Below are 24662 nucleotides of genomic sequence, written 5' to 3' on the forward strand. Positions count from 1 at the left end.
GCGAGATGACCACGACCGAGACGCCCGACACACTGCACCGGATCCTCGACTACTCCTCCCGGGCCGACCCCTACCCGCTCTACGCCGAGCTGCGCAGGACACCGGTGGCCCGGCAGGAGGACGGCAGCTACGTCATCAGCACGTATCGCGAACTCGCGGACATCCTGCACAATCCGCACCTGAGCTCCGACGTGCGCAATCTGTCGCATCCGATGCCCTCACGCGAGGGAGACACCACGCCGGCGTTCATCAACATCGACCCGCCCGAGCACGACCGCCTGCGGCGGATGGCGATGCGCCACTTCGGCCCGCCGCACACCCCGGGGCTGGTGGCCGGCCTGGACCCCTCCCTGACCAGCACCGTCAGCGGTCTGATCGACGACTTCGCGGGCAAGGAGCAGATCGACATCGTCGACGACTTCGCCTACCCGTTCCCCGTCAGTGTCATCTGCCGCCTGCTCGGTGTGCCGCGCGAGGACGAACCGAGGTTCCGCGTCTGGGTGAACGACCTCATCAACGCGATCGACTACGACCCCGGGACCGATCCGAAGGAAATACTCGAGAACGGCCTGCAGGCCCGCACCGGGCTGCGCCAGTACCTCGGCGGGCTGCTGGAACAACGCCACGGCCGCCCGGGCGACGACCTGCTGTCACGACTGGCCAACGATGACGGGCCGGACGGGCGGATGACCGACGAGGAGATCGTCAGCACCGCCAACCTGCTGCTGATCGCCGGTCACGAGACCACCGTCAACCTCATCACCAACGGCATGCTGACGCTGCTGCGCCACCCGCAGGTGCTGCAACGACTGCGTGACGAACCGGATCTGGTCGTGCCGCTGGTCGAGGAACTGCTGCGCTACGAGCCGCCCGTGCACATCATTCCGTGGCGGGCCGCGTACAGCGACATCGCCGTCGCCGACACCGTCATTCCCAAAGGCTCGCAGATCATGCTGATGCTGGCCTCGGGCAGCCGCGATCCGAACCGCTTCCACGATCCCGACCGCTTCGACCCCGACCGGCGTGACAACCAGCACCTCGGCTTCGGCAGCGGCATCCACCTGTGCTTCGGCGGCCCGCTGGCCCGACGGGAGGCCCAGATCGCGCTGAGCGAGCTGGTACGCCGCATCGACCGGCCCCGACTGGTCGCCGACCCGCCACCGTACCGACGCAGTCCCGTGCTGCGCGGGCCGATCCATCTGCACATCGAGCAGAACGGCGGTTAGCGCGACAGCCGGGGACTGCCTCAGGCGGCGAGGACGTCGATGCCGTCGCCGAGGAGTTTGAGGCCGAGCACGAAGAACAGGACGGCCATGACGGCGACGTTGTGCTGCGCGGCCCAGTCCCGCCAGTTGGCAAGGATGCTTTTGGCACGTTCGCCCATGACCAGGTAGACGGCGAGCGGTGCGAGCACTCCGAGGGACGCGATGACCACGAAGACCGCGAGTGCTCCGACCTGCTGCGGGACGGGGATCCCGGCGGAGCTGATCGAGGCGGCCGCGGCGATGGTCAGGGGCGCGTTCTTGAGATTGCCCGCCGAAAGCAGCAGCCCCAGGCCGAGGATCTTGACGGGGGTGAAGCGGTCGATCGCTGCCATCCACTTCGGGAGCTGTGCCTCGGAGACGTCTTTGGGGCGGCGCCGCCATTGGCGGGCGCCGAAGAGAGCGAGGAGTGCGCCCAGAGCGAGTTTGAGGGCTCCGACCCAGGTGGCGGGCTGCTTGTCGGCCGAGGCTCCGCCTGCTCCGCCCACGGCCAGCATGATCGCGCCGAGCACCGCGAGCCCCAGAACCCAACCGAGGGCGAACAGCAGTCCGCCACGGCGCCCCTGTGGGGTGGCCAGGATGAGGATGATCGCCACGATCGGCAGCGGGCTGACTGCGACACCCGCGGCCAGGCCCAGCACATCGCCGACAGCGTGTCCCACTGCGGCCTCCGGGGGAGAGACGGATGATCCGGAGCCGACTGTCCGATGCGGCCGGCTCGAAAACGTCGTGCCTGCCTCTGGTACGGGCGCAGCCCTCTCCGCCATCGTGGGGGCCTTCGTGGCCGTCGGCCATCGACCGCTGGCGAACGGGTGACCTGACCACCGGCCTCGGGGGAGTTCGGTGATCGCGAACAAAGCCGGCGCCGAGAAGGGCTGCCCGCGCCTGCGGGTCGACGCGTGCCCACAGCGTGCCCACAGGACCGGCCGGTCAGGCGCACACCGCAGGCATCGTGCGCGTGTCCGCGCCGTGAGGACGCGGCGCGCTGCGGCTCAGGTGCGGCGGGCCTCGCGCTCCGTCTTCGCCCGGACCGTGTCGATGACCGCCTGCACGGCCGTCACGAAGTTCTGGGGGTCGTCCAGGCCCACGAACCGTGGTGCGACCCGCGCGATGTTGGGGTATTTGTCGGACGGCAGTGTGCGGTAGTCCGTCTCCCAGGCTTGCAGGTCGGCGTCCCGGAGCTCCGGGGACAGCGCGGCCAGGCTCGCGTCCATGGCGCTGTAGGCCAGCACCAGGTCGGCGAAGACCCGGTAGTAGCGGGCGGCTTCGGCGTCGTCGAGCCCGGCCCGGCGCATGCAGTCCAGTTTGCGTTCCACGGACCGGAACTCGTTCTCCCGCCGGGCGGTGCGCGCGGCGGCCAGGGCCCCGACCCGGGGGTGGCGGAGGAACGCCTCGTGGGTGTGGATCGCGATCTGCATGAGGTCGTGGGCCCAGTCGTCCGTGGGCGGTGGGGTGTTGGCCAGGGCCTCCTCGTGCAGGGCGTCGATGAGTGCGAGCAGAAGTTCGTCCTTGTTGCGGAAGTGCCGGTAGATCGCCGTCGGATGGGCGGACAGCTCACGGCCGAGGGCCTGGAACGTCAGCTTCTCCATGCCGGAGGAGTCCGCGACCCGGAACGCCGCCTGGACGATCAGCTCCTGGCTCAGGGTGCCTCGCGGCAGCCGGCTCCGGCCCGCCCTCTTGGACGTCCTGGCACTGCTCTCGGTCATGCTTCCTTCCCCACGTCGCTCGCTCCCATGATCGCGTATCCGGCCATGGCGTCAGCCGGCCACCGCGGAACCGTCCGCGCGCGGATCGGCGGCCGCCGCCAGGTGCGGTCGGCCGTCCCCGGGGACCCGCCGTACCAACTGGCCGTGGCCCACCCCGTCGTCGTTCACGCCGAGCGGCCGGACGGTGAAGCCCGCCCTCTCGATCGTCTGGACGCCTGTGGGAGGGACGTCCCGCTCGGTGCTGACGACGCCCGCGCCGGTCGTCACTCCCGCCTCCATGGCTCCGAGGACCCAGCGTGGCACCGACACGGCGTGTTCGGGAGAGGAGCCGACGGCCAGGTGCAGGGCCATGTGGGTGTGCACCTGGGGTTGCGCGCGTCCACCCATCGCGCCGTGCGCGCCGACGAGTTCGCCCCCTTCGCGGACCAGGACCGGCATGAGCGTGTGCAGCGGCCGCTTCCCGCCGGCCAGACGGTTGGGCGAGGCGGGGTCGAGGGAGAACGAGGCGCCCCGGTTGTGCAGGACGATCCCGGTGCCGGGGTCGAGAAGTGCGGCGCCGAAGCTGTGGAAGACGCTCTGGATCAGGGAGACCCAGGTGCCGTCCGCGTCGGCCACCACCACCGCGACGGTGTCACCGGTCGCCCTGCGCTGGGCGAGCAGGTCGACCGCCGTGCCGGCCATGGCGTGCTCGGCGATGTGCCGTGCGTACGCGTCGGACAGCAGCTGGTCGACGGGGGCGCTGCTCCACTCCGGGTCGGCGCAGTGGCGGTCACGGTCGCCGGCGGTCCAGGCGAGGACCGAGGCGACCACGCCGGCGTCGCGGCCCAGCGGGTCGAGCGGCCCGCGGACGGTGCGGGCCACGTCGAGCGCCTTGAGGCCCTGGAGGAAGTAGAGGCCCTGCGAGTTCGCACCGGCCGACAGGTACTCGACACCGTCGTACTCCGCGGCGAGCGCCGGCGAGAGCTCCACGGTGTGCGCGGCGAAATCCTCCTCCGTCATCGCGGAGCCGCCGGCCGCGAGCAGCTTCACCAGGCTCGCGCCCACCTCTCCGCCGTACATCGCCGCGGGGCCTTCCGAGGCGATCAGGGCCAGGGAACGGGCGAGGTGGGGCTGGCGCAGCGCTTGTCCGGCCGCGAGGACCTCGCCGTCGGCGAAGAACACGCCGCGCATGCCGGGATCGCGCGCCAGGTTGCCGCTCTCGCGGGCGAGGTCGTGGGCCAGCCCGGAAGCCACGGGCACCCCCTCACGGGCGGCGGCCTCGGCGGGCGCGAGCGCCGAGGCGAGCGGACGGGTGCCCCAGGTCTCGGCGAGTACGCCCCACCCGGCGACCGCGCCGGGAACCGTCACCGGCAGGGCGCCGAGCACGGGCATCAGGTCGTACGCCGCCGTCAACGACGCCGCGTCGACCACGCGGGGGGACCGGCCGCTCGCGTTGACGAAGCGGATGTCGCCGTCCCGGGTGCCCACCAGTGCCAGCAGGTCACCGCCGACGGAGCACTGGTTGGGGTACACCACCGTCAGCATGGCGGCGGCGGCGAGCGCCGCGTCGACCGCGTTGCCGCCCCCGCGCAGCACCTCGGCCGCCACGTCGCTGGCCGCGGCGTGGGGCGTGGCGACGGCCCATGCGCCGCCCCTCGCGGCGAGCGGACGTTGGGTGAATGCGGACATCGTTCCCTTTCCCGAGTGCGCCGGGGCCGCCTGCGGTGCGGCCTCTTTAACCGCCGCGTTACAAGGGACTTCTTGACAGTCCAAGAGCGGCGGGCCTAGCTTCCCAGTCATAGTCAACGTTATCGACTATGGCATTGACTTACATCGCCGCGCAACAGCGCGAACTCTCAAAGGGGTTCGGAAATGGCCAGGTCGCTCTCCTTCTCCCGTAGATCGGTGTCCGTGCTGACCGGCGCCGCCGCCGCGGCCGCCATGGCCCTCACCGGATGCGCCGGCACCTCCGGCGGCACCGACGCCAACGCCACGAAGGCGGCATCGGTCAAGGTGCCCGCGGGTGCGCTCGTGAAGAGCGGTCAGATCACCTACTGCTCGGACATCAGCGCGCCGCCACTGACGTACTACGACGTCGCACAGAAGCCGGTGGGAGCCGAGATCGAACTCGGGAACGCGCTGGCCGCCGAGCTCGGGGTCCGGGCGAACTGGGCCAACACCAGCTTCAACGGGATCATCCCGGCGCTGCAGGCCAAGCAGTGCGACGCGATCATCAGCCAGCTCTACATCAAGCCGGAGCGGGAGAAGGTCGTCGACTTCGTCCCGTACATGTACGCCTCCAACACCCTCGTCGTGGCGGAGAAGAACGCCGACGCCGTCAAGGGCGCGGACGACCTGTGCGGCAAGAAGGCGGCCGGGCAGACGGGCACCACCGTCGTCCAGTACCTCACCGACCAGTCCGGGAAGTGCGCGGCGGCCGGGAAGCCGAAGATCGACATCCGGCAGTTCACCAAGGACAGCGACGCCCTCCAGCAACTGCGCCTCGGGCTGGTGGACGCCTACGGCACGACGCTGGAGACCGCCGCGTATGTGCTGAAGCAGCAGCCGGGCACCTTCGGCCTCGTCGGCGAACCGTTCAATCGCATCAAGGTGGGAGCCGCGACCCGCAAGGACGACACGTCCCTGCACGACGCCCTCACCCGGGCGCTGGCAGCCGTACGCAAGAGCGGCACGTACGACGCGGTCCTCAAGAAGTGGAACCTGACCGGCGACGACATCTCCGGCTGACCCCGCGGCACGCGCGCAGAGAGAAGACCACGTGACCCACGCAACCGTGCTCGCCGACGCAGGGCAGCCGGCCGGCTTCGACTGGCCGTTCTTCTGGCACTACCTGTTCTCGCCCTCGGGGGTGTTCCTCGACGGACTCTGGCGCACCGTCTACATCTCGGTGATCGCCCAACTGCTCGGTGTGCTCCTCGGTTTCGCCGTCGCCCTGGCCCAGCGCAGCCGCCTTGCCCCGCTGCGCTGGGGCGGCCGGACCTATGTCTGGCTGATCCGCGGCACACCCCTGCTCGTCCAGCTCGTCCTCGTCTACAACGGCCTCGCCGCGGCGGGCATCTACCGTTTCGGCGACGTCCAGTTCAGCGGGCTCGTCCTGCTCGGCGTCGTGCAGGCGGCCATTCTGACGCTCGCCGTGAACGAGGCCGCGTACATGGCCGAGATCTTCCGAGCGGCTCTCGACGCCATCGATCCCGGGCAGGCGGAGGCGGCGCAGGCGCTGGGCATGACTCCGGCGATGACCATGCGGGTCGTACTGCTGCCGCAGGCGATCCGGATCATCGTTCCGCCGCTGGGCAACGAGTTCAACCTGATGATGAAGTCGACCTCCCTGCTGTCGGTCATCGGCCTGCAGGAGATGTTCCTGACCGCGCAGTCGATCAACTCGGCGACCTTCAAGACCTTCGAGATCTTCCTCGTCGCCGCCTGCTACTACCTCGCGCTGACGACGGTGTGGTCGTTCGTCCAGCGGTTCATCGAGCGCAGACTCGCCGATCCCGGACAGGTGATCGCCGCACCCTCGCTGCGGGAGCGGCTCACCGGTGGCGGCCCGGGACGCACCCCCGGCCGCGAGGACGCCGCGCTCGTAGGCAAGGAGGCCCACTGACATGGAACCGATGACGAGGAAAGCCGGGGAACAAGAGGGTCACGAGGCCGGGGTGTCCGCCGGGTCGGCCGACGCGTCGGCGGTGATGTCGGCACGCGGGGTGGTCAAGCGCTTCGGCGACGTGCGGGTGCTGAACGGTGTCTCCATGGACGTCCGGGCCCGCGAGGTCGTGGTCATGGTGGGACCGTCCGGGTCCGGGAAGACCACGTTCCTGCGCTGCCTCAACCACCTGGAACGCATCGACGAGGGCGAGATCCTCGTCCACGGCCGACCGGTCGGCTACCGGCCGCGCGGGTCCGGCTCCGGTCGGCCGCAGGAGGAGCGGCCGAAGGCGGTGGCCGAACGCCGCCGCAACATCGGTTTCGTCTTCCAGCGCTTCAACCTCTTCCCCCATCTGACCGCGCTCGACAACGTGGCCGTCGCACCGACGAAGGTCCTCGGCACGCCGAAGGCCGAGGCCAGGGAGCAGGCACAGGCGCTCCTGGCCAGGGTGGGCCTCGAACACAAGGCTTCTACGCGACCGTCGGCCCTGTCCGGCGGCCAGCAGCAGCGCGTCGCCATCGCCCGCGCCCTCGCCATGAAGCCGCAGTTGATGCTCTTCGACGAACCGACGAGCGCCCTCGACCCCGAGATGGTCGGCGAGGTCATCGCCGTGATGAAGGAACTCGTCGACGACGGCATGACGATGATCGTCGTCACGCACGAGATGGGTTTCGCCCGCTCGGCCGCGGACCGACTGATCATGTTCGACCAGGGTGCCGTCCTGGAGGAGGGCCCCCCTGAGAAGCTCATGACGGACCCCGCCCACGAACGCACACGCGCCTTCCTGCGCCGTATCAACGAGGGCGACTGAGCATGAGCGGCGCGGACACCGATCCCGGAGTCCGCATCCCGTCTCGAAGGCGATGGTGTGGGTCCGGGACGGGCTCTCGTCTTCCGTGGACGGCCTTCTGAACCCTTCCTGGCGGTACCGTCAGGGAGCGGCGGTGGCCCGGGAGTCGGTGGTGTCCGGTGCGGGTCCGGTGTCCAGGAATTCACGGATCGCGAAGCCCACCAGCACGATGACCGCGGTCCACACCACGACCATCGTGGTCGGGTAACTCCAGGTGAACAGGACGATCGCGGCGACCACCACGATCGCGACCCCGATCCACCGCTTGAAGCGGTGCACGAACCGCCCGACCGCCCCCAGTCGAAGCCCTCCGGAGACCGCCACGTCACGCACGGCGCCGATGCTCCTGCGGCAGCCCGTGCGGGCGAGGACGGCGATCCGGGACGGGCCGCAGAGGAAAGCGCCGACGGCGGTGACGAGTGCTGCGGCACCGAGCGCCCGTACACCGGCGCGCAGGAACTTGATCAGCGCGTCGTACACCGCTCCGGCGGCGGCCTGGGAGGCACCGGGGGGCAGATGGTTGAGGTACACGTCACGGAAGACGGTGAGCATGATCCCGAGGACCAGCATGGCCGCGAACACCGCCAACGCGGCCCCGATCAGCCCGTGTCGGCGGTTGAAGGCGGTGTAGACCCCCGCGGCGGCGACCAGCAGGGCGATGACGGGCAGCCAGCTGCCCATGATCTGCAGCACCCTCAGGTAGGTCCTGATCTTGCCGATGTCCTTCGACTCGAACACCACGAAGTTCGTGTGGACCTCCGGGATCTTCGCGGCCACGCCCAGGCCGGCGCTGACCAACCGCTCCTTGACCTGGGCCACGATCGGTGCCACGTCGATGGCCACCTGGTTGTTCTCGAGCGAGACCGCGCCATCGGCTCTGCCCGTCAGTGCCTTGACGAAGGCCGAGTGCACTCTGCGGTTGCCTTCCACCCAGACCGTCTCGAAGGCCTTGCTGGTCACGACCCGCTCCACGGTGCCGCTGACCAGCTGCTTCAGACCGTTCTTGATCGGCCCCTGCAGATTGCCGACCAACTGGGCTGCCTTCGGTGGGACGCCCTTCTCCGACACGGTGTTCTGCAGCTGCTTGACCAGCGCGTCCACGTCGATCTGCGCCAGCACCGCATCGGTGACCCGCCGGGTGACCGCCTGCTGCACATCCGGTTGGGTTGCCAGCGGCCCCACCGTGGCGACGTAGCGGTCCGTGTCCCGCACGATGCTGTTCGCCCAGACCGCGACGACGGACAGCAGCGACAGCAGGGCCGCGAAGAGAATCAGCAGGACGGAGCCCGTGGACCGGAACCGGTGATGACGGGCCGCCTGCGGGCGGGCGGCACTCTCGAGGGCACCCACGCGGTGCCGCAGTTCATCCAGTTCGCTGCGCTCCGGGTTCGAGAGCGGCTCGTCACCTGTGTGGGTCATGGACACCAGAAGATCCATGCGATGCCGTAGGCGCGACCGGGGTGAGCCCGATGGGTGAACCGCGCACGACGTGCGACCGGCGCGGTCCGGTGATGCAATGGCATGGGGGACAGCCAGTAGCTCAGAGGTGACGCCGTGAGCGACGCATTCGATGAAGTCGACACATCCGGCGAGATGGGACCGATCGACTATCTGGTCGTCGAGTTCCCCGGCAACCGGATGACCGGCGAGGGCCTCCCCCTCCTGGTCGATCTGGTGGACCGCGGCCTCATCCGGATCCTCGACCTGACGTTCATCCGGAAGGAGACCGACGGATCCGTGACCGGCCTGGAGATCGGAGATCTCACCGGCGACGGCAGACTCGACCTGGCCGTCTTCGAAGGAGCGTCCTCCGGGCTGCTCGGCCAGGACGACCTCGAAGAGGCAGCCGCCGCCCTGGAACCCGGCAACTCCGCCGGCGTCCTGATCTACGAGAACGTCTGGGCCGCCCCGTTCGCCGCCGCCCTGCATCGCGGCGGTGCCGAGTTGGTCGCATCGGGAAGAATTCCCGCGCCGGCCGTTCTGGCCGCACTCGACGCGACCGAGACCGCGCCCTGAGGAGCAAGGGAAGCGAGAAGGGAGATCGCCATGCCGGGACTCCTCCGAGGGGTCGCCCGCACGGCCGTCGTCGCCGGAACTGCGACCGCCGTGTCGAACCGTGTGTCCCGCCGGCAGCAGGGTCGATGGGCGGCCCAGCAGGAGTACCAGGCGCCCGCACCGCAGCCGGCACCTCCTGCCGAGCGGTACGCTCCGCCGGCCGCCGACATGACCAGCAAGATCGAACAGCTGAAGCAGCTGGGCGACCTCAAGGCCCAGGGCATTCTCACTGAAGCGGAGTTCGAGGACCAGAAGCGCCGGCTCCTGGGCTCCTGACCTGCTCCGCAGTGCGGCTGTGGATCCGGGTCCTCGACCGAGGGAAGACTTGCGGGCCGGGTGCGGGCGGGCGCGACACCTGCTTGAGCCGGACACGGCCGGTGCCTCAGCCAGGAGCGGAGGGATCCCAGATGTGCCGCTGGATCGCCTACTCGGGCACCCCCGTCCTTCTCAGTCAGGTTCTGTTGGATCCGGGCCACTCTTTGATCGACCAGAGTCTGCACTCCCGTATGGGGGTGGAGACGACCAACGGCGACGGCTTCGGTATCGGCTGGTACGCCAAGGACACGGCCGACACCCCGGCGATCGTGCGGGACGTCGGGCCGGCCTGGAACAACCGCAATCTGCAAGAGGTCGCCCGGCACGTTCGCTCGGATCTCTTCTTCGCCCATATCAGGGCGGCCACCGGGACAGCCGTGCAGCAGTCCAACTGCCACCCCTTCCGGAACGGTCGCTGGATGTGGATGCACAACGGGATGATCAGCGGATTCCGCCTCCTCCGGCGTGACCTCGCCCTGGCGGTCGATCCGTCGCTGTACCCCGGCATCGAGGGGTCCACCGACTCCGAGCTCATGTTCTTCCTCGCCCTGACCTTCGGCCTGACGGAGGATCCGCCCGGAGCCGTGGCACGCATGGCGGGCCTCGTCGAGAGAACGGGGCACGCGCACGACGTCCGGCACCCGCTCCAGATGACCGTCGCGGTGGCCGACGGCGAGCGCGTATGGGCCTTCCGCCACTCCAGCGAAGGGCGCTCACGGTCGTTGTACTTCAGTACCAAGGTGGACACCCTGCGCGCACTCCACCCGGACGCGGAGTTCCTCCGGAACATCTCCGACGAGACGCGCCTCGTCGTGTCCGAACCGCTGGGCGACCTCCCCGGCGCCTGGAACGAGGTACCGGAGAACAGCTACTGCGTCATCCAGTCGGGCAATGACGTGACCGGCACCTTCCGGCCCGACCTCCGAGGCGGAGCGGCCCGGAGCTGACCGGCACACCGCTGCCCCGCGGCCGGGTGAGGAGCATGGCGCGTACTTCGCATGCGATCAGAGGAGCGGTGGAGCGTTCGCCGGCGGCGCTCCGGCCGGCTCCACCGGAGGGAGTCGCCGGTGTCCAGAACCAGGACCGGCCCGACCACGTCCCGCAGTGCGCGCCGGGCCGAGCACCGGACCCACGCGGACTACACGGGCGGAGTCTACGGATCCATGCTCGCGGCCTCCGTGGTGGTGGGCGCCGGCTCCCTGGGCTCGTTCCCCCGCACCGAGCTGGTGCTGCTGCTGTTGCTCACCGGCGTGGCGTTCTGGATCGCGCATGTGCATGCCCACCTGTTCGGAGCGCGCCTGGCGCAGCAGACGCTGGGCCGCCGGGTGGTGCTGGACGTTTGCCGCGACGAGTGGCCGATCGTCAAAGCCGCCGTCCCGCCGGCGGCCGCGGTGGCCGTCAGCCCGCTCCTGAGCCTGGATGTGCGCGGCACCCTCTGGCTGGCGCTCTGCGTCGCCGTGGCGGGCCAGGTGGGCTGGTCCGTGGCCGCAGCACGGCGCGCCGGTGCTTCGCGGCGGCTTGTGGCCGCCACGGCATCGGTCAACCTGCTGCTCGGCCTGCTGATCATTTCCTTCAAGATCGTTCTGAAGCACTGATCCGCTCTGGAGCACTGATCCGGACCGGACCGTTCTCGTGACCCCGGCGAACCGTCGGCCCTGCTCCCGCGCGCGGGAGCAGGAACACTGGGATGCTGGAGGAAAGAGCGCTGCCCATGACCCGACTTCGACGGACAGGGTGGTGAGCGCCGTGGCGGATGGCGACGACCGTGCTCGAGGACCGGCCGATCCCACTGATCTGTGGGTCGATCCTCTGGGGGACCCGTTTCTCCGCACCCGGATCGCGCTGCCGTCGAGGCCGGCGACCTACCTGCGGCGGCGGCGGCTCGTCCGGCACCTGGACCAGGCTCTCCAGACGCCTTTGACCCTGGTCAACGGAGCGGCCGGCACCGGAAAGACCCTGCTGACCGCCGACTGGGCCGCCGGGCTGCGGCAGCCGGTCGCCTGGCTCACCGCCGAGGAGGAGGACGGGCGTCCCGGTATGTTCTGGGCGTACGTCCTCCAGGCTCTGCGCGCGTGCGGTGTGCCGGCCTCCGGTGCCGTCGGGCTTCCGACGCAGGCGGCCATGGTGGACCACAAGCTGCTGGCGACGCTCGCCGCCGAACTGAACGAACGCGACCAGCCCGTGGTCGTCGTGCTCGACGAGTAGGGGGTCGAGGAACATCGGAACGAAAACCGGCGCTAAGCCTTGATCGGCCCTGGTGGGCGGCTGACGGATCATCGGCGGCCGGACCCGTCTGAAAGTCTTCCGCAGATAACGCCCTATTATCTGTGGCATCGCTGATCACGGCCTGCGGCGACGTCCGCGGGGCTGTGCGCGAGGCGACCCTGTTATCTGCGGCAAGGGAGGGGCCAGTGCCCGTGGTCGTGCAGATGCCTATCGGGAAGGCGTTGACCGTCCGCACGGCGGCCGACGTCTTCCTCGACTCGCTCGGCAACGGCAACACCCTCCGGTCATACGGCATCGCGGTCGGCAAGACCGCCGAACGGCTCGGCGAGGCCCGCCCGCTTGCCACCGTCGCTGACGACGAGATCGGCGGAGTCCTCGAACAGCTGTGGGGCGAAGCGGCGGTCAACACCTGGAACGCCCGCCGGGCGTCGGTGCTGTCGTGGCTGGGCTGGTGTGCCGAGCGTGGATACGACGCCCCGGCGGTGCCGGCCTGGGTGAAGCGGATGCCGCCGCCGGACTCGGAGACCCCGGCCCGCTCGAAGATGGCTGTCGACCGGCTGATCGCCCGCCGTGACGTCCACCTGCGGGAGAAGACGCTGTGGCGGATGCTGTACGAGACCGTCGCGCGGGCGGAGGAGATCCTCGGCGTCAACATCGAGGAGCTGGACCTGGCCGGCCGCCGGGCCCCGGTGAAAGCCAAGGGCGCCCAGCCGCGTACCCGGCGCCGGGGCGCCCCGCGCGAGGACTTCGTGCTGGACACCGTGTACTGGGACGCCGGCACTGCCCGCCTGCTGCCCCGGCTGCTCAAGGGCCGTACACGCGGCCCCGTGTTCGTCACGCACCGCCGCCCGGGGCCGGGGAAGGTCCTTGCACCGCGCGACGTCTGCCCGGATACCGGGCTGGTCCGGCTGTCGTACGGGCAGGCCCGCGCCCTGCTCGACGCGCACACGGCGGTTGGCGGGGTGCTGGGCACGGGCTGGGACCTGCACGAATACCGGCACTCCGGTCTCACCCACCTCGGCGAGGCCGGAGCCAGCCTGCCGATGCTCATGGCGAAGTCACGTCATAAGAAGCCGGAGAACGTGCGCCGCTACTTCCACCCGTCGGCGGAGGCGATTGCCGAGGTCACCAGTCTGCTCGCGCCCGGCGACAGCACGCGCTGAGTCGGGTGCCCCAAAACCGACGGCCTGTTCCTGAACCTTGGGCGTCGGCGGGTGGGTCGTTGCGCGGGCGGTCAGCCGGGGTCAGGCCAGGGGTGGTGGCGGGTGCAGCAGGGTGACGGTGACGTGCGGTCCGTCGTCGGGATGGTCTTCGGTCTGGAAGTGGACCAGTCTGGCCTTGGCAAGCTGGTGCAGGGCGAGGCGGACGGCGGCAGGCTGGACTCTGAGGGCGCGAGCGGCGGGGTCGATCGGAAAGCGGACGGTGTGGGCGAGGTGGACCTGGCGGTGATCGGCGGCGAGGTCCACCAGGAGCCCGGCCATCACCGCTCCGTGAGCGACCTGGCGGGCTCGAAGCGCCCAGCCGAGCATCCAGTTCTCAGTCGGAGGGGCGTCCACGCCTTCCGCCTTCCGCCGCGACTTCGTCGCACCGCTTGCCAGGGCCCCGTGCACCAGCCTGCGGCACACCGCTCCCTTCGGCGATGCGGTGAGGCCGACCGGCGGAAGGCTCAGCCCGGTGTGTCGCGTGCTGCTCGCGGATCCGGCGGCCTCATTCTGCCGCCGGCCATGGCACCGATCACGGGGTGGTGCCGGGGGAGGATTCGTCCAGAAGACGGCGGGCCTTGCGTTCGACGAGGACCGGGACGAAGTCCCGCACCGGTCGGTCGCTGAACGCTGCGTGGGCCTTGGCCACGGCCGCTTCAACCTCGCCTGGGGAGCGTTTCGCGCCGTAGGAGTTCTTGAGCCGCTCAGTGACCGCCCGGACGGCCTCGTGTTCACGTGGGTCGATCGCCATGACGTCACCTGTTTCGGGCGGTGCGGCCGTCAGCCTCGGCTAGGAATCCTCGCGCGGCACAGCCGCACGGAAGTGATCATTACATGGGGGTTGTAGGGCGTCGCCCGGAACCGGCCACGTCTGGTGAGCCTTCAGCGCAAGGCTCACCAGGGTCATCAGCAGATCGACGTCCGCATTCCCGGCAAGACGTATGGTCACCCAGGGCGATCCTTGAACCATCCGGATCGCGGGCGAGCCCAGAAACTCGGCCGTGAATCGCCGGATCGCCGACGCGGTGAGGTGCAGGTCGACCTCCCGGTCCGAATGGAAGTGGACGATCTCCCCCCGGGCGGAGCGCAGCGCACGCCCCGCACCACAGCTCGCCGGAGCCTCGGTAAGGTCCGGCCACCCAGCCAGCTGAGTCATGGCTCGCACGGCCAACGTCATGCCGCCATCATGACCCGCTCGCTACCACGCCACCAAGGCGTCGGAAAGCTGTAACCGAGCCGTAGCTGCGGGAGGACGGCCCGGGATGAGCGGAACCCTCATCACCTGGGCAGCCATCACCCGTCCCGCTTCTGGAGATTGCGGGTCCTCCCACCCGGCGGCGCAGGCCAGGGCCGGTCATTCCTCGTCGGTGGCGTCCGGGTCGCGCAGCGGGCGCATCCCGCCGGGCAGCTCGGGCAGCTTGAACGAATACCGGCCCAGCATGTTGATGTGCTGCCGCACGAACGGCGAGAGGCGGGCGACGTCCTCGTCGCGGACGTCGAACCCGTCCGCTCGCAGCTGGCTGACTGCGGCGTCCATGTACCGGGTGTTGAACAGGACGACGGCGTTGAGGACCAGGCCCAGCGCGCCGAGCTGGTCCTCCATGCCGTCCTGGTAGCGCTGGTAGAGCTGCCCGGAGCGGCCGTGGAAGATCTTCCGGGCGAGGGCGTGGCGGCCCTCCTGGAGGTTGGCCTGAGCCTTGATCTGGCGGCGGTAGCCGGGCTCGTCGGCCAGACGCAGGATGTGCAGGGACTTGGCGATCCGCCCGTAGTGTGCGATCGCGTCCCCCAGCGGGGTCGGCCGCCCGTCCCGCGACAGCATCCGGATCACGTCGTACGCGCGCACGGCGCCGGTGTGGATGGAGCCGATGATCCGCAGGATGTCCTCCCACTGGCGCTCGATGCGGGCGAGGTCGACCCGGCCGCGGGCGGCTTCCTGGAAGGCGCCGTAGTCGGCGGTGCGGTCGATGCGCCACATCTTCTGGTCCGGCAGGTCGGCGAGCTGCGGCGCGTATGCGAACCCGGCCAGGGTGAGGAGTCCAAAGACGATGTCGCTGTACGAGGCGGTGTCCGTGACGATCGTCTCCGGGCGCTTGCCGCCGTCCCGGTCGTAGAGGACATCGAGCACGTACAGGGAGTCGCGCGGGGTGCCGGCCACCACCTTCCCGCCGAGCCCCGCCGCCTGGTCGTTGATCATGTTCAGCCACGTCGCGCCGCCCCGGCGCCCGAAGTACTTGGGGTTCGGCCGGGCGTAGACCGAGGGGACGGGGACGACGAACCGCATGCCGTCCACGGAGGCGACCAGCCCGCCGCCCCACACCTGCGCGAGGCCGATGGACGCCTGGTGCTCGATGAGAGTGGCGTTCGCGGCCCGGTAGGTGGCCAGCCGCAGATACGTCTGGTCGACGTGCGACAACCTGCCGTACTTCAGCTCGTCGATCCCGCCGATGACCGGCGTGTAGCCGACATTGCAGCCGTGCGCGACCAGCAGCGCGGCGACCGTCACGTGCAGGTCCTTGAGCCGCGCCTCACCGCCGGTGATCGAGGTGAACGCCTGGTCGGCGCCGGTCCACGAGAACACCTCCAGCAGCACCTCCGGCAGGTCGACGCGGGGCATCATCGCCTCCACCGCCTTCCGCAGGTCGCTCAGGGAAGCGGGTTCGGGCTCCGGCTGAAGGGCGGCGAAATGCAGGCGGCCGTCGTCGAACACGATCTGCGAGTTCGCCGGCACCCGCCCGGCGACCTCCCGGTACGTGCCGTCCAGCAGCGCGGCCCGCGCCGCCAGGTGCTCACCCGCCTCGCCGGGCAGGTTCAGGGAAGCCAGCACAGTCGGGCGGACCTGCTCCCATGCCTCGCCGTCCAGCAGCTTCGCCCGCGGGTCGCCCCACTTCGAGGAGTTCTTCGCGAACACCTCCCGCCGGCGCAGCAGCCGGTGGAAGGACTCCAGCACGCAGAACACGTACGCCTTCCAGTCCACCGTGCCCGGCTCCATGTGCGGCGCGGACAGGACCAGCCGCCGCCACGAGCCGGTCAGCAGCGACGTGTCGATCTCATCTGGGCTCACCTTCTTGCGCCCCATCAGGTCGGGCAGCGACTTCAGGGCCTTGAGGACCGGCAGGCCCTCCGGGGTGGCGCCGAAGTCGACGACCTGGACAAGGAGAGCCAGGAACGGCCTTACGGTGGGGAACCGGGTGACCAGCATCGACCGCCATGCCTCGTCCGCGTCCGAGTCGATCGGCGGCGCCAGCTCGAACAACGCGGCGATCGCGGCGGCCAGCTCCTCGCGCGGCACCACCTCCTCGATCCGCTCCCACATCGCCGTCAGCGTCGCCACCTCCGGCGGACTGATCTCCCCGGACTCGGTATCGACCTGCTCACTCGTGGTGTCGAACACGACCCGGAACGCGGTCGCCAGCCTGATCCCGGCCCGCTCCATCCTCGGCAGCGTCTTCAGCTTCTGCTTCGCCGTCTCCCGCTCCGCCCGCGCGAGCAGCCTCGTCGCGATCAATACCTCCAGCAGGTCCAGCGCGTCGTCGACCGCCCTGCTCGTCAGGTAGACCGCGGTGGCCAGCAGGGTGGCCAGGCGCCGCGAGTCGCCGTGGCGCCGCAGCAGGGACGCCTTGCCGTCCACGCCGTAGCGAGAAAGCTCCGCCAGCCGCCGCGGCGGTATCCCGGACACGTCCAGCTCACCCATCCCGAACGCGTCGATCTCCGCCGCCCGCTCAAGCGCCCACTTCATCTGAGGCCCGGAGATCCGCACCGGGCCGCGCCGCAGCCGGTCCAGCTCCGACACCCGCGCACCGGGCGGCACGGTCAACAACGAGTCGAGCACCGCCCGCTGACCGATGCTCAGCAGCCCGTAGAGGCTGTCCCACAGCCGCTGGTTCGCCGCCTCCCGCACCGAGGCCACCAGCCGCGCCAGCGTCGTCACGCCGGGCAACAGCACCCGCCGCTCACGCAGCCACCCCACCGCCGCGTCGAACAACGCCTTCGGTCCCTCCCCGGTGGTCCACGCCCGCGCATCCACCCACACCCGCAACTCGGCTTCCGCCTCGGCGAACTCCGTGTACTCCAGGACCTTCCGCAGCTCACGGACATGGGCCAGCCGGGTGTTCTCCCGCTCCCCGTACGCCTTCAGTGCCGACGTGTCCGCGATGCCGAGCTGCTCGGCGAGGTAGTCGACGACCTCCGGCGGAACGTCGGTCGGATCGTCCAGGAACACCCCGAGATAGCGCGCGGTCGTGAGCTGGGCCGCGAAGCCCAGCCGGTTGTGGGACCGCCGCTTGCCCTCGATCAGCTCCCGGTCCGCGTCGTCCAGGAAGAAGAACCGCTCCAACTCCGTACGGGACGGCGCCCCTTCGTACGCCGCGTACGCGGCGGCTTGTGCATCCGTCAGAAACTCGACCGGCACCCCGGACCTCCACACAGTCAATGATCAACACGACTGCTGAAGGCTCCGCCCTCGAAGAAGTCCAGGTCAAAGCGCTCTCAGGTACGCGGGAGGCTTAGCGCCGGTTTTCGTTCCGATGTTCCTCGCCCCCCGTCTCCCAGATGCCCTCGTCGGGACGGTCCCAGTGGTCGGCCAGCCAGTCCAGGAGGCCGGCCAGGACCTTCCAGCCCCGGATGCCGCCGATGTCCTCGGCCTGGGCGATGGCGTAGGCGGCCTCACCGTAGATGTCGAGCTGGATCTGGTCGGCGGCCGCGTTTCCGGCCCTGACCGGTGCGGAACGGCGGTAACCCTCCAGGTGGTCGAGGACCTCCTCGCTCAGGTGGGGTTCGCCGTCGATGCGGTACATGATCTGGAGCGGTTCGCCGGTGGCCGTCGCACCGGCGTCGAGGCGTTCGCGCAGCCAGCGGCGGAAGGCGCCTGCCTCGTCGGTGAAACCGAGGTCGATCAGCGCACGGACGGAGAGCGATGCGTCCCGGATCCAGGTGTAGCGGTAGTCCCAGTTGCGTTCGCCGCCGATCTGCTCGGGCAGGCCCATCGTGGCGGCGGCGATCGGGGCGCCGGTGGGGGCGTAGGTGAGGAGTTTGAGGGTGATCGCGGAGCGTACGACCATCTCGTGCCAGCGGCCGCGGTAACGGCAGGAGCGCAGCCAGGTCAGCCAGAAGGCGCGGCAGGCGTCGAAGGCCGCGGTGATCGCCTCGACGTCGGGAGCCGGGCCGCCGGGCCGCCCGCTGCGGGCGGCGGCGTCGCCGCTCTCGCTGGTCAGGACGATCGCTGCCGGTTCACCGGCGGGCAGGGTGAAGCGGGCGGTGACATCGCTGCCGTCCGCGTGGAGGTCGACCGGGGCGGTGGCCTGCAGATGCAGGTCTGTGTCGGGGCCGTGGAAGACGACGGACCCGTCGTCGAGGCGTTCCAGGGAGTGCGCGGCTCGGCCGTAGTCGAAGCGCGGCCGGCAGATCAGCTCGAACGGCAGGCTGCCGCGCACCACACGGGCCACCCGGACCAAGCGGTGCAAGGCGGAGGGGGTCGTCGACAGGTCCGGCTCCATGAAGTCGGCGACCTCGCCGACGCCGTCCGGGGTCATGTAGCGGGTCACCAGGATGGCGGTGTCGGCCATGTAGAGCTGGCGGACGGTGACCTCGTCTCCGGCGTCGGCGGCCAGCCTGCAGTGGCCGCCGCGGTCGCTGTCGAGCAGGGAGGCGAACACGCTGGGAGAGTCGAACCTCGGGGTGCACCACCAGTCGACGGTGCCGTCGGCGGCGATCAGCGCCGCGGTCTGCAGGTCGCCGACCAACCCGTGATCGGCGATCGGGGGGTAGTCCATGGTTTCTCCTCGTGGTGCAGGGCACGAGCGTCTCCACCGCGGCCCGGCCCGGCCCGCGCCGCCGGATACCACACGAGATCACACCTGCACCGGGCGGCGGGTCACCTGTACCGGGTGAGGTCCGGCCAGGCAGGGAGGTGGACGATCCCAGGGAAGGGCGCCGTCCGCCTGCCCCACGCCGCCCGCGGGAGAACTGCCCATGCGCTACGAGATTCGCGTCGAGGGACACATGTCGGAAACGCTGACCAAAGCCTTCCCGGAGTTGGGTCACGTGGTGATGTCCGGCCAGACGGTCCTGTTCGGCCCCGTCGTGGACGAAGGGCACCTCTACGGACTGCTGGCCCGCTTCCAGTCGCTGGGCCTGCGCGTCCTGGAGATGCGGCAACTGCCGGAGGATCAGGCCTACTGACAGTCCCGGCACGAGAGCAGCCGGAGTGCGCGTGCGGGCCGGACGCGGTCTGGTGGCGCCCGTCCGGTCGGTCCGTCCGCTCTGCCTTGAGATCCGCTCATCTCGCGACTCTTCGGTCCCGCCCCGTCGCCACGGTGGTGCCGCCCGATCACCCGCCGGGGGTGACCCGACGGTCGGGTGGCACGCGGGACGCTGAGGAAGCCAGGGGTTACCCACGCTCCGCCCCGTCGGCGGTGCGGGAGCGACCCGCCCGATCGCGCGAGGAGGAGCCATGACCATGTCGCGTGATCCGGCGTCGCCCGCCGGACCTGAACCCCCTGCCGACGGGGCGGCCCCTCGCCCGGTGAGTGATGCCGCGGACGTACTGGCGCAACTGGGCGGCTCGTGGACCTGGATCCTGGGCTCGGCGATCGCGACGATCGTGCCGGGTGTCCTGGTGCTGGTCTGGCCGGACGCGACCCTGCACGTCCTGGCTGTCCTCATCGGCCTGCACCTGCTCGTGACCGGGGCGTTCCGGTTCGTGGCCTGCTTCGGCCGGGAGGAACGCGGCGAACGGCTCAGAGGGCTGCTGCCGACCGTGCTGTACTTCCTGGCCGGGGTGCTGTGCCTGCGGAACCCGCTGCAGACCATCGCCGCGCTGTCCTTGATCGTCGGCGCCGTCTGGCTGGTGTCCGGCATCCTCACCCTCCACACGGCCATCGCCGACAAGGACCTGCCGCACCGCGGCGTCGTCCTGGGCGTCGCGCTGCTCGGCATCGTCGCGGGGATCGTGGTGCTCGCCCTGCCGACCGAATCGGCCCGCGCCCTGACCCGGCTGCTCGGCCTGTGGCTCGTCCTGCTCGGTCTGGCCGAAGCGGCGGTCGCCCTCGCATGGCGGGCCGCGCTCCGAAGGGCGCGCGACCCGGACCCGCACGGCCCCGCCGCGACGATCTGACAGCCGGGCCGGCCGGCGAGACCTGCAGGTGCCGAGAGGCGGCCGGAACGAGACCCGCTCACCACACGACGAGGGGACCATTCATGAACCCGGCCTCGGCCCCGGCTTCGCCGGACCCGGAAGGATCCGCGAAGGACCCTCATGTCCTGACCGCCGGGGAACGCGCGGCGTCCGGGAGGCTGCGCCGGCACGCGGGGGCCCGGCTGCTCGCCTTCTCCTGCCCTCGTCGCGGCCTGGGTCCGGAACACGGTCCACGACACCGACGGGTACGTGGAGACCTTCGCGCCACTGGCGTCCGCACCGGCCGGACAGGAGCTCGGGATCGACGTCGAGGCGATCACGGGCTCCCTCGCCAAGTCCTCCCGGGACACCGGAGCACGACCCCACGTCTTGAAAGGGGCCGAGTCGTGCTCGAGCGCCCAGCCGACAGCCGTCGTCCCGAGGCCACGGGTGAGCCGCCCGGGCCGGTTTCATCGCGGCGGTGGCCACGTGAGTCATGGTCAGGAAACCCGGTTCCGCATCGGCGTCCCGCAGCCGCGTGACGGCGGAGCGGGTCGCCGCGGCTCTGCGGCTCGGCCCGGCGGCACGGCTGCTTTCCCGGCTGACGGCGCTCAACGTGGTGGAGGGCTCCGTGCGGTTGGCCGCGCAAGCCTTCATCACCGCGCTCCCGCTGCTGATGACCGTCGCGGCGTTCGCCCCCGAAGGGGTGCAGGACCTGCTGACCGACTCCCTCGGGACGGTTCTGGGTGTGCGCGGCCGCACTCTCGACGAGGTACGCAGCGCCTTCCACGCCACCGGTACGACACGGGACACCGTCGGAGCCGTGGGCGTGGTGGTCACGCTCGGGTCGGCCACGGCTTTCAGCCGGGCGCTGCAGGCGGTGTGCGAGCGGTGCTGGCACCTGCCCCGAGCGCCGATTCGGGCCTTGTTCTGGCGTTGGCTGCTCTGGCTGGTCGTCTGGCTCGGTGTCCTCGTGGTCCAGGCACCGCTGCGCAGCGGATTCGGCAGCGGCGCGGCGATCGGATGGGCGCTGTCCCTGCTGTCGGCGGTGCTGCTGTGGTGGTGGTCCCAGCATCTGTTGCTGGGCGGCAGGATCGGCTGGCGGAGCCTGCTGCCGGGAGCGCTGCTGGCGGGCACGGGCACGGTCGTGCTGAGCTGGGCCGCCCTCCTGTTCGTCCCCACAGCCATGGAGCGCAGCCTGAAGAACTTCGGCCCGCTGGGGCCCGTCTTCACGTTTCTGTCCTGGCTGATCGCCGTGTTCATGGTGGCCGTTTCGGGCCTTGCCCTCGGCGAGTACGTCGCCTCCTCCGAGTGGTACCGCGCAGCCGCCGCACGCTCACCCGCGAGGGGTGAGGCACCGGGTCCTGGACCGTGAGCACGCTGAAGCGAGCACGCAACGGCGGCCGGGCGAGCGCCCGGGACGGAGGAGTGACATGAGCGCGCAGACGTACCTGGCGTACGACTACCCCATGCTGAGCGTCTTCTGGAGCATGCTCCTGTTCTTCCTGTGGATCATGTGGTTCGTCCTGCTCTTCCGCGTCGTCGTCGACATCTTCCGTGACGACGCCATGAACGGGTGGGCGAAAGCCGGTTGGCTGGTGTTCACCATCGCCCTGCCATTCCTGGGCGTCCTCGTCTACGTGATCGCCCGCGGCAAGAACATGGGCCGCCGGGAGATGGCGCAGGCCCGGGCACAGCAGGACGCCTTCGACGCCCACATCAGGGCGGCCGTGGCCGACCAGGGTCAACGCAGCAGCGTCGAGGAACTCGCCAGGCTGTCCGAGATCCGCGCCCGCGGCGACATCACGGACGAGGAATTCAGCAGGGCGAAGGAACTGGTCCTGACCGGCCACGGGCCGGCCACCGGCTCGGGCACCACCGCCTCCCCCACCTACGGACGTTGAGCACGCGCAGGACGGCACGGAACGAGGCGCCGGCATGACCACGACGCACACACGGCAGGCAGGCGCGAGGAGGCAGGAGAAGGGCCCGCAGCCCAACGGGCGCACCGCTCGGAAGTCTCGTGTGACCTTTGTTGCAGTACGGCAGTCTCGGGTGCGTTCGCCGTGGTGCCGTCCGCCGACGACGGTGGCAGCGGCGCATGTCCCGTCGAGGGAGGTCAGAGCGCTCCGGGCGGGACGCACGGCAGGAAAGCCGCGCCCGCGGAGAGCAATATCTGTTCCCGTGAAATGAGAAATAGGTGCGGGGTACGGCGAGTATTCCTCGACCACCCGGCGGAGCGGAATTTTCGACCGCGCGAGGCCGATCGCACCGTGCTACTGTCGAACTCAGTTGCAGGTGTGGTTGCCAGAAGGTTTTTCCGACGGCTGATCATCACGGCGACACGGAATGCGCACAGGGCGTATTCCCGTACACCGCCTCCGAAGGAGAAACAACATGGCTACTGGCACCGTGAAGTGGTTCAACGCGGAAAAGGGCTTCGGCTTCATCGAGCAGGACGGCGGCGGCGCCGACGTCTTCGCCCACTACTCGAACATCGCCGCCCAGGGCTTCCGCGAGCTGCTGGAAGGCCAGAAGGTGTCGTTCGACATCGCGCAGGGCCAGAAGGGCCCGACGGCCGAGAACATCGTTCCCGCCTGACGCACCGGCACTGACGCATACTTTCGCAGCTGGGGTCCGCACCATGAGGTGCGGGCCCCAGCTCGCTTTATTCCCAGGGTGATTCGCCCCTGTCATTTTCCGACCCGTTCTCACGAATCTCCGCGCCACTCATCTGCTGCGGAAATTCCTTGACACGTGCCTGTGTCGAGGAAGGTTCCGAAACCGACAGCCGGCGCCAGGCGAGTTCGCACTGCCCGACTGTTCGGCCGGCCGTGACGTACCGGGTGGCGGCCACCTTCTCGTCTCCACCCGTGAGCCGGCCCAGCAGGTCACCGACGCGCTCGTGCCGGCGCGGAGGTGGTGAGTCCGTGACCGTCGGCCGCCGTCGCCACCCCGTCAAGCAGGCGGGTCAGGTCATCACGCGACGGGACCCGCCCGACTTCACCGCCCGAGAAGTCGGCCGGGCCATGACGCGGCCCGGCTTCACCTGCCACGACCGCCCCGAGGGCGCGCCCGTGGGCGAGGGTGGACCCGCTCTCCTCCACACCGCGTCCGCGCTGGTCGGCGGCGCCGACCCCCGCGGCCGTGCGAGGAGGGGCGGTAAACCGCCCTCGGGATCCCGGCCGGGGCAGCGTCTCACCGGTCGAAGTGGATGAGATCTCCTACGGTCCATGCGCTGACGTCCTTGATCGCGACTCGGTACATACCACCCGTCTCCGGGATCCCGAGGCTCCCCTGCAGGATCCGGGCGAGATGGAAGTGCAGATGCGTGGGCGCCTCTTCGCGACCGGACCGGTTCCCTCCCGGAGGGCGGGCGAAGACGTCCGAGAACGGGCCGAGACGGTCCGAGTCCTTCAGGACCTCCGCCACCCGCTCCCTCCACACGGCCTCGGGAGCCAGCCGGCCGGTGATGACGGCGCCGCCGACGACCACGGTCAGCGACATCTGATTGCTTCGCTCGGACTCCACCGCGGCGGAGATGGCGACGAGCAGCTCATCAGGGTTTGACATGACAGCAGAGCTTATGCGGCCCGCCCGCACCCGAAACCCCTGCGGGGCCGAAGTGGTTGCGCGCGCGGCAAGCAGGCGGCTTCCGCCCACCGGTGAGGGCCGGTCAAGGCAGGGATCTTCCTCCACCAGAAGAGTGAAACCTTCTCTCGCTGGAGTAGATTTTCGTCGCCGCCGTGGGTATGCTTCTTCTCGTAGACACGGTCGACGAGACCCGCCAGACACGAACTGGCGGGTGGCTGAAATACGAAGTACGCAGGTCAGTGCGGCTCTTGAGCCTCGAAGCCAGAGTGTTCCCAGATGGTGACGGGACTGAGAGCCGCACTGGGCGGCTCGCACCTTGAGGAGCTGCCAACAGCAGTACCGGTTCAATCAGTGGTTGGTTCAGAGACGAACGGAGGAGCAGACGCCATCAGGATCGCCCGGCCCGAGTAGCCCTCGGCCCGGGTACCGCAAGACCCCGGAATGGATGGTGGTCCCCGGTCAAGCAGCTGCGATCCCCCCGCACCCCCCTCTGCCGGGCCGGGTAGCGGAAACAGAAGGTCGGCACAGCAGTAGGGCCGACAGATGGTGTTCAATTTCCTTCGGGGCCCTGGTGGGGGTACGGACCACGGCCCCCCCCCCCGGTGCACACCCCGGTGTCATGACATCGGGCAACCCCCACAAAGATCCGCTGGACGACCACCACAAACCCCCCCCCACCAAGGGCCCCGGACCCC

23 protein-coding genes and 3 pseudogenes are annotated in these 24662 nt (G+C 70.0%); 16 read left to right on the top strand and 10 right to left on the bottom strand.

Annotated elements, in window-relative coordinates; all coding sequences use genetic code 11:
• Positions 1–5 precede the first annotated feature (5 nt).
• Positions 6–1226 carry a cytochrome P450 gene (locus AB0N07_RS02160; RefSeq protein WP_365831114.1) on the top strand — a complete coding sequence of 407 codons (1221 nt, stop codon included), beginning with the start codon at positions 6–8 and terminating at the stop codon, positions 1224–1226.
• A gap of 20 nt (positions 1227–1246) precedes the next feature.
• On the opposite strand, the gene AB0N07_RS02165 is transcribed toward AB0N07_RS02160, so the two are convergent.
• From AB0N07_RS02165 to AB0N07_RS02175, 3 genes are all read right to left on the bottom strand, one after another.
• A complete protein-coding gene (locus AB0N07_RS02165) occupies positions 1247–1924 on the bottom strand; it encodes a GAP family protein (protein WP_365831116.1) in 678 nt (225 codons plus the stop codon).
• 330 nt (positions 1925–2254) lie between these two features.
• Positions 2255–2968 carry a TetR/AcrR family transcriptional regulator C-terminal domain-containing protein gene (locus tag AB0N07_RS02170; protein WP_365831118.1) on the bottom strand — a complete coding sequence of 238 codons (714 nt, stop codon included), beginning with the start codon at positions 2966–2968 and terminating at the stop codon, positions 2255–2257.
• A 51-nt stretch (positions 2969–3019) separates the two neighbouring features.
• Positions 3020–4636, bottom strand: a complete 1617-nt coding sequence (locus AB0N07_RS02175; RefSeq protein ID WP_365831120.1) for a gamma-glutamyltransferase — start codon at positions 4634–4636, stop codon at positions 3020–3022.
• A gap of 183 nt (positions 4637–4819) precedes the next feature.
• Between AB0N07_RS02175 and AB0N07_RS02180 the strand changes: the two genes are divergently transcribed.
• The 3 genes from AB0N07_RS02180 (at position 4820) to AB0N07_RS02190 (ending at position 7425) form a co-directional block, all read left to right on the top strand.
• Positions 4820–5695 carry an ABC transporter substrate-binding protein gene (locus AB0N07_RS02180; RefSeq protein ID WP_365831122.1) on the top strand — a complete coding sequence of 292 codons (876 nt, stop codon included), beginning with the start codon at positions 4820–4822 and terminating at the stop codon, positions 5693–5695.
• Positions 5696–5726: 31 nt separating this feature from the next.
• The gene (locus AB0N07_RS02185; protein ID WP_365831124.1) at positions 5727–6572 is read left to right on the top strand and encodes an amino acid ABC transporter permease; all 846 of its coding nucleotides are present in this window, start codon (positions 5727–5729) and stop codon (positions 6570–6572) included.
• A gap of 85 nt (positions 6573–6657) precedes the next feature.
• Positions 6658–7425, top strand: coding sequence for an amino acid ABC transporter ATP-binding protein (locus AB0N07_RS02190; protein WP_365831184.1), 768 nt, complete (start codon positions 6658–6660; stop codon positions 7423–7425).
• A 120-nt stretch (positions 7426–7545) separates the two neighbouring features.
• On the opposite strand, the gene AB0N07_RS02195 is transcribed toward AB0N07_RS02190, so the two are convergent.
• A complete protein-coding gene (locus AB0N07_RS02195) occupies positions 7546–8883 on the bottom strand; it encodes a hypothetical protein (RefSeq protein ID WP_365831126.1) in 1338 nt (445 codons plus the stop codon).
• Positions 8884–9057: 174 nt separating this feature from the next.
• Between AB0N07_RS02195 and AB0N07_RS02200 the strand changes: the two genes are divergently transcribed.
• The 6 genes and pseudogenes from AB0N07_RS02200 to AB0N07_RS02225 all read left to right on the top strand — a co-directional run bounded on the left by AB0N07_RS02200 (position 9058) and on the right by AB0N07_RS02225 (position 13223).
• A complete protein-coding gene (locus tag AB0N07_RS02200) occupies positions 9058–9480 on the top strand; it encodes a DUF6325 family protein (RefSeq protein ID WP_365831186.1) in 423 nt (140 codons plus the stop codon).
• Between the two features lie 30 nt (positions 9481–9510).
• Positions 9511–9795 (top strand): SHOCT domain-containing protein, encoded by a 285-nt coding sequence (locus AB0N07_RS02205; protein ID WP_365831128.1) that lies wholly within the window; start codon positions 9511–9513, stop codon positions 9793–9795.
• Between the two features lie 131 nt (positions 9796–9926).
• A complete protein-coding gene (locus AB0N07_RS02210; protein WP_365831130.1) occupies positions 9927–10781 on the top strand; it encodes a class II glutamine amidotransferase in 855 nt (284 codons plus the stop codon).
• A gap of 120 nt (positions 10782–10901) precedes the next feature.
• Positions 10902–11429, top strand: a complete 528-nt coding sequence (locus AB0N07_RS02215) for a hypothetical protein (RefSeq protein WP_365831132.1) — start codon at positions 10902–10904, stop codon at positions 11427–11429.
• Positions 11430–11580: 151 nt separating this feature from the next.
• Positions 11581–12036: pseudogene (locus AB0N07_RS02220) on the top strand (helix-turn-helix transcriptional regulator); the annotation flags it as partial.
• 209 nt (positions 12037–12245) lie between these two features.
• Positions 12246–13223 (top strand): site-specific integrase, encoded by a 978-nt coding sequence (locus AB0N07_RS02225; protein WP_365831134.1) that lies wholly within the window; start codon positions 12246–12248, stop codon positions 13221–13223.
• 81 nt (positions 13224–13304) lie between these two features.
• Here the strand turns inward: AB0N07_RS02225 and AB0N07_RS02230 are convergent, their stop codons facing one another.
• The 5 genes and pseudogenes from AB0N07_RS02230 to AB0N07_RS02250 all read right to left on the bottom strand — a co-directional run.
• The gene (locus tag AB0N07_RS02230; RefSeq protein WP_365831136.1) at positions 13305–13616 is read right to left on the bottom strand and encodes a hypothetical protein; all 312 of its coding nucleotides are present in this window, start codon (positions 13614–13616) and stop codon (positions 13305–13307) included.
• 178 nt (positions 13617–13794) lie between these two features.
• A complete protein-coding gene (locus AB0N07_RS02235; RefSeq protein WP_365831138.1) occupies positions 13795–14013 on the bottom strand; it encodes a three-helix bundle dimerization domain-containing protein in 219 nt (72 codons plus the stop codon).
• Positions 14014–14052: 39 nt separating this feature from the next.
• Positions 14053–14439 carry a luciferase family protein gene (locus AB0N07_RS02240; RefSeq protein ID WP_365831140.1) on the bottom strand — a complete coding sequence of 129 codons (387 nt, stop codon included), beginning with the start codon at positions 14437–14439 and terminating at the stop codon, positions 14053–14055.
• A 177-nt stretch (positions 14440–14616) separates the two neighbouring features.
• The gene (locus AB0N07_RS02245) at positions 14617–17670 is read right to left on the bottom strand and encodes a Tn3 family transposase (RefSeq protein WP_365831142.1); all 3054 of its coding nucleotides are present in this window, start codon (positions 17668–17670) and stop codon (positions 14617–14619) included.
• A 118-nt stretch (positions 17671–17788) separates the two neighbouring features.
• Positions 17789–19030: pseudogene (locus AB0N07_RS02250) on the bottom strand (glycoside hydrolase family 15 protein); the annotation flags it as partial.
• A 199-nt stretch (positions 19031–19229) separates the two neighbouring features.
• Between AB0N07_RS02250 and AB0N07_RS02255 the strand changes: the two are divergent.
• From AB0N07_RS02255 to AB0N07_RS02280, 6 genes and pseudogenes are all read left to right on the top strand, one after another.
• Positions 19230–19439: a hypothetical protein gene (locus tag AB0N07_RS02255; protein WP_365831144.1), complete on the top strand. Its 210-nt coding sequence runs from the start codon at positions 19230–19232 to the stop codon at positions 19437–19439.
• Between the two features lie 271 nt (positions 19440–19710).
• Positions 19711–20373, top strand: a complete 663-nt coding sequence (locus tag AB0N07_RS02260; RefSeq protein WP_365831146.1) for an HdeD family acid-resistance protein — start codon at positions 19711–19713, stop codon at positions 20371–20373.
• Positions 20374–20869: 496 nt separating this feature from the next.
• The gene (locus tag AB0N07_RS02265; RefSeq protein ID WP_365831148.1) at positions 20870–21748 is read left to right on the top strand and encodes a YhjD/YihY/BrkB family envelope integrity protein; all 879 of its coding nucleotides are present in this window, start codon (positions 20870–20872) and stop codon (positions 21746–21748) included.
• A gap of 58 nt (positions 21749–21806) precedes the next feature.
• Complete coding sequence (locus AB0N07_RS02270; RefSeq protein WP_365831150.1) at positions 21807–22277, top strand: SHOCT domain-containing protein; 471 nt, start codon at positions 21807–21809, stop codon at positions 22275–22277.
• A 493-nt stretch (positions 22278–22770) separates the two neighbouring features.
• Complete coding sequence (locus AB0N07_RS02275) at positions 22771–22974, top strand: cold-shock protein (protein WP_004986771.1); 204 nt, start codon at positions 22771–22773, stop codon at positions 22972–22974.
• Between the two features lie 320 nt (positions 22975–23294).
• Positions 23295–23591, top strand: a pseudogene (locus AB0N07_RS02280) (SCO5918 family protein); the annotation flags it as partial.
• Here AB0N07_RS02280 and AB0N07_RS02285 read toward each other — a convergent pair.
• Entirely contained in the window at positions 23572–23946 is a 375-nt protein-coding gene (locus AB0N07_RS02285; RefSeq protein WP_365831152.1) for a hypothetical protein, read from the bottom strand. The pseudogene AB0N07_RS02280 and the gene AB0N07_RS02285 sit on opposite strands and share 20 nt — an antisense overlap.
• Positions 23947–24662 lie beyond the last annotated feature (716 nt).

It is taken from the genome of Streptomyces sp. NPDC051172 (assembly GCF_040682555.1).
GTDB lineage: Bacteria > Actinomycetota > Actinomycetes > Streptomycetales > Streptomycetaceae > Streptomyces.